Source organism: Gelidibacter sp. (assembly GCF_035577925.1).
Classification (GTDB): domain Bacteria; phylum Bacteroidota; class Bacteroidia; order Flavobacteriales; family Flavobacteriaceae; genus Gelidibacter.
In genome coordinates, this window is sequence record NZ_DATJCY010000017.1 from 1 (window position 1) to 5,020 (window position 5,020).

Sequence of the window (5,020 nt, forward strand, 5' to 3'; positions counted from 1 at the left end):
TTGATCATTTCGGGTTGTCCTGCTTTTAATTCGGTGATAAAATCAGACATGATGTTCTTCTCGACCTTAAAAAAAGAAAAATCGGCGTTTTTCAATTGTCCAATTGTAGCTTTCAAATCCTGATATTTTTGCCAATCTAAAACAGCATTTTCACTTTCGGGGCTTAAAATATAATCGGTATAATCAAGTTTTTCAATATCTGCCGCAGTAATTACAGATGATTTTTCTTGATCTGTATGAGTGATCATTTCGGCCTTTGGCTCAGATTTACATCCCAAAAAAATTAAGAAACCCAATAGAAAGAGCTGTTTCATAGCACGAATAGCATTTTGAAAATAGAGAATTAAAATCCAAAGATAAATAAACTAAAGGGATCTGCCTTTGTCAGCAATTTTTTTGACATAAAATAGTTTTAAGGACAAGCCTTTTGCTTCACATTTTCTATCTTGGCTAAAGTATTTACAGACACCTATGAAATCATCTAACAGAAAAATCACGATTAAGGTCATTTTTGGCTATATCGCTCTTGGGATATTGGCCGCCATTTCGGTAGGATTGGTTTTTTCTGAATTGGGCAATTTTACAGCAACTCAAACCGATGATCTCAAAGAACGTCATAAACTCATAAAAATAAGTGGGCTTGTTGCCGATATCTACGAAAATGAAAGCTTGGCCAAAGCGGCACTCCAACTTAACACCCAAGAAAAATACAGCGCTTATATTTCGCAAAATGACACCTTGATTTCCACGATTGATACCCTTATGGTTTTGGTAAATAACACTTACCAAAAAGCACTGTTAGACAGTGTTAAAGTGATTTTTGTTAAAAAACAAGAAGATTTATATCAATTAAGGCGACTTAAAGACAATAGTAATTCTGAAAAATATATTGAACAAACCATTGCCAAACTAAAGTCCATTGATCCTATTTTGGGAAAATTCACCTTAGAAGATTATGTCGAAAACCCAAGTACCGCCGATCCTAAAACCAGGGAAATTATGGAGCGTGTGGTCAAAAGTTTGAATGAACTGACCGCCAAGGATTCCATTAAAAAAGTGGATCAAAAAAAAATAGATTCCATTGTGACAACATCACGTGATATGCTCAACAAAACCCAAAAGGAATTTGCGGCACAGCGCCAATCCTTAATGATAAAAGAGCGCGAACTGATTGAAAACGATCTGACAACCTCACGTCAATTACGGAATTTGCTCCGCACTCTGGAACGCGACATGACCACTTCATCACAAAGTCTTATTGAGCAACGTCAAAAAATATTAGACCGAAGCACGACGATTATTTCATTGGCAGCAGTGGTCAGTTTTATTCTGGTCATTATTTTTTCCATAGTCATTTTGAGCGATTTTTGGAAAAGTCAGGAATACCGTGATGAACTCGAAAAATCCAATGCCTATACCAATTCGTTATTAAAAAGTAGAGAGCAATTGATCAACATGGTGAGCCATGATCTCAAATCGCCATTGAGCACCATTTCTGGATATAGTGAATTGCTCCACAAAACAGCACAGAACAGCAAAGAAGAAAATTATCTGGACCACATTAAAAACGCATCCAACTATATGACCCAATTGGTGGACGATCTTTTAGAATTTTCGAAGTTGGAAGATGGTCAGATTACGATTGAAATGGTCCCTTTTTGCCTAAACGATATTGTAAAAGAAACCAGTGCCAACATTAAAGCCGTACATGACCAAAAACCTATTCAATTGCTGTTAGAACTAGATCCGGCGCTTGATATTGCGATTGCTTCCGATCCATTTAGAATCAATCAGATATTGTACAATCTTATTGGTAATGCCTATAAATTTACGGATAAAGGCAACATTACGGTCAGCACCAAATTGGAAACCAAAAACCGAACGTACAGTGCCGTCATCCAAGTTTCAGATACGGGAATTGGCATTAGTAAAGAAAAACAACAAGATATTTTTAACGCCTTTACACAAATTAGTCAAAACAACAGATCAAAAGATTCGGGTTTTGGATTGGGATTAGCGATTTCTAAAAAATTAGTAAGCCTGCTAAAAGGACAATTAAATTTACAGAGTAGTCCTGGCAAAGGAAGCACATTTGAAGTCTCTTTTCCAGTGAAACTTTCCGGTCAACCTTTAGAAGAATTAACGCCTACACCTAGCAATTCGCATTTCAAACTCAACGTTATAATTGTAGATGATGATGTATCGTTACGCCAACTTTTGGTTGATGTTTTAGGACAATACGACGTTTCGACCTCTACTTTTGAAGATGCTAAAGCGGCACTTTCAGCGTTGGATGATCTACCTTATGACCTTATTATTACAGACATCCAATTGCCAAAAATGAATGGTTTTCACTTTATGGAAACTGTAAAAAAAATGCCCTCCTACCAACAACAGCCCATTATTGCGATGACGGGCAGAACCGATATTGATACCGAAGAATACCTGAACAGTGGCTTTTCTAAAGTGGTATATAAACCATTTAAAACCCATATGTGGCTTGATATTTTAACTGAACTTTTTCCTGATCGGATTACGCAAATTAAAAAAGAAGAAACCAATAAACACACCTTTTACCATTCGGAATACTTTGATACCACATCAATTGCCGGATTTCTAAATTATGACGAAGAGGCCCTAAAATCACTTTTAGAACTGTTTTTAAACGATACGAAAAAACATATTGCAGAACTAAAAACAGCTCAGCAACAAAATGACATAGAAACCATTAAACATCTTAGCCATCAAATGCTGACCATGTTCAAACAGTTAAATGCAACTTCGGTCGTACCAATATTAGAAGTTTTTGAACATGCCACAATTATTGACGATGATCTTTTTGCTACTTTGAATGTAAAGCTTAAAGCATTTTGTGAAGATATTGAAACTTATATCAGTCCAAATCGTACTCTTTAAGTTTGTTATAAAGCGTTTTTCGCGAAAAGTTGAGCAATTTTGCCGCTTTTGTTTTGTTGTTATTGACTTCTTCGAGCACTTTTAAAATCAATTTTTTTTCATTGGTTTTTGCCGAAAAAGAATCGGGTGAATTTTCGGTTTTAGGTGCTGCAGACAATTCAAAAGGAAGCACTTCTTTTTGGATCACTTCGCCCGTAGTCAATAAGGTAGCGCGTTTTATGACGTTTGAAAGTTCGCGTAAATTTCCCGGCCACGAATAGGTTTGGAATATATTTAATACTTCCGGCGAAAAACCAATAATGGATTTGTTCAATTGCTTATTGGCATTCTCTAAAAAGAAATCCGCAAAAAGAATCAAATCATCACCGCGTTCTTGAAGATTGGGCACTTTTATAAAAAACTCATTCAGCCGGTGGTAAAGATCTTCTCTAAAATCGCCTACTTCAACAGCTTTCAGCAAATCTTCGTTGGTAGCGGTCAACAATCGGATATCGACTTCAATTTCGTCATTGCTGCCAATTGGTTTGATGCGTCGTTCCTGAAGTGCGCGCAACAACTGAATTTGGTTTTCGTAAGTTAAATTTCCTACTTCATCCAAAAACAAAGTACCACCATTAGCGGCTTCAAAATGGCCTATTTTATCATTGATAGCACCTGTAAACGATCCTTTTTTATGTCCAAAAAATTCGCTGGCTGCAATTTCTTTCGGTATGGCGCCACAATCGACAGCAATAAACGGTCTGCTTTTTCTAGTACTTTTGAGATGGATCGCTTTGGCGACAACTTCCTTACCCGTTCCGCTTTCGCCAGAAATCAAAACCGACATATTGGTGGGCGCCACAAGATTGATATGGTTGTACAATACTTTAGAAGCTGCACTGATACCCGCTACAAAATCATGTTCTTCCTTAGATTGGGTTTTTGATGGCGTAGAAATTGTACTTTGTGGATGTTTACTTTCCGTTTTTTCATTCAAGGCATTTTTAACCACTTGAAGCACTTCTTCGGGATTAAAAGGTTTTGAAATATAATCAAAAGCGCCATCTTTCATGGCTTTTACGGCGGTTGATACTTCGGCATAACCGGTCATCAAAACTACCGGAATGGAAGTATCTTTTACTTTGATATGGTTGAGTAAGGCAAGGCCGTCACCATCGGGAAGCCTGAGATCTGCAAAAACCAAATCGAACGTTGTATCCTTTACTTTTGATTTGGCATCTGCAAGCGTATAAGATTGTGTTACCGAATGATGGTGCCGCTCCAAAAAGCGTCTTAGCATTTCAGAAAAACTGACATCATCTTCCACTAACAGAATCTTACTCATAGTTTGATCATTTTTACAAAAATATCAACTTAAACCCAGTTAACCCTTTAAATAAAACATAAAAAAAGGACGTTTTCTTGAAAACGTCCTTTTTCTGCATGAATAAGTTCAAAAACTAATCTTTTACAATCCAGTTTCCATCCTTATCTGCATATACTGTTAACGCCGCTCCATCAACAGTAATCTCCAATTTGTATTCTTGCTTATGGTTTACATAAGCCTTATTAAGAGTGGCGGATTTATAGTCGGTCGCCAAAGCATCTTTTACAGCTTGCGGAATGGCCGTAGTTTTTATTTCCTTATAATCATCCTGTACAGTTACAGTGATGATATCTAAATGATTTTTGTCAAACGTCGAGGTCGCAAATGTTGATAAACTTCCTAATGCTACTGCTGTTACTAAAACTATCTTTTTCATGATCTTCAAAATTTTAAGGGTTATTATTATTTGATAATCTAAAAAGAAAAAAATGTGCCAGCGTTGTTTATAACCATGAAAACTAATTATAATTAACTAGTTATCATTTAATTACCTTGTTTTTAAGTTGTTTTATAAATTTATAAAAACTGTGTAAATCATACCTTGTAGGAAACTTTTTGTATAAATACTACACGGTTTTAAAAATTATTTGCAGCCAGCCAAACGAAGATAAAATGGCATTTTCTACACTTTGGATAATTTATTGAAAGCTGACAAATTGAAGACCATGTAGTTAATGTCTAATTACAATGCTATCTTTCTTAACCATTTTTAAGCTGTTATTTTCCTCTATTTCATAA

At 35.9% G+C, this 5,020-nt stretch carries 4 protein-coding genes; 1 reads left to right on the forward strand and 3 read right to left on the reverse strand.

Annotation, left to right across the window (positions count from 1 at the left end):
• The coding region (locus VNJ50_RS00475) for a hypothetical protein (RefSeq protein WP_325578002.1) at window positions 1-314 on the reverse strand (314 nt) is incomplete at its 3' end.
• A gap of 157 nt (window positions 315-471) precedes the next feature.
• On the opposite strand from VNJ50_RS00475, the gene VNJ50_RS00480 reads away from it, so the two are divergent.
• Entirely contained in the window at window positions 472-2,916 is a 2,445-nt protein-coding gene (locus tag VNJ50_RS00480) for an ATP-binding response regulator (RefSeq protein ID WP_325578004.1), read from the forward strand.
• On the opposite strand, the gene VNJ50_RS00485 is transcribed toward VNJ50_RS00480, so the two are convergent.
• Complete coding sequence (locus tag VNJ50_RS00485; RefSeq protein WP_325578006.1) at window positions 2,894-4,240, reverse strand: sigma-54 dependent transcriptional regulator; 1,347 nt, start codon at window positions 4,238-4,240, stop codon at window positions 2,894-2,896. The two genes, VNJ50_RS00480 and VNJ50_RS00485, sit on opposite strands and share 23 nt — an antisense overlap.
• A gap of 115 nt (window positions 4,241-4,355) precedes the next feature.
• The gene (locus tag VNJ50_RS00490) at window positions 4,356-4,658 is read right to left on the reverse strand and encodes a hypothetical protein (protein ID WP_325578008.1); all 303 of its coding nucleotides are present in this window, start codon (window positions 4,656-4,658) and stop codon (window positions 4,356-4,358) included.
• Window positions 4,659-5,020: the final 362 nt, after the last annotated feature.

Excerpts from the sequence above, each read along its gene's own strand:
- VNJ50_RS00490 (WP_325578008.1), bottom strand. The coding sequence starts at position 4,658 with ATGAAAAAGATAGTTTTAGTAACAGCAGTAGCATTAGGAAGTTTATCA.
- VNJ50_RS00480 (WP_325578004.1), top strand. The coding sequence starts at position 472 with ATGAAATCATCTAACAGAAAAATCACGATTAAGGTCATTTTTGGCTAT.
- VNJ50_RS00485 (WP_325578006.1), bottom strand. The coding sequence starts at position 4,240 with ATGAGTAAGATTCTGTTAGTGGAAGATGATGTCAGTTTTTCTGAAATG.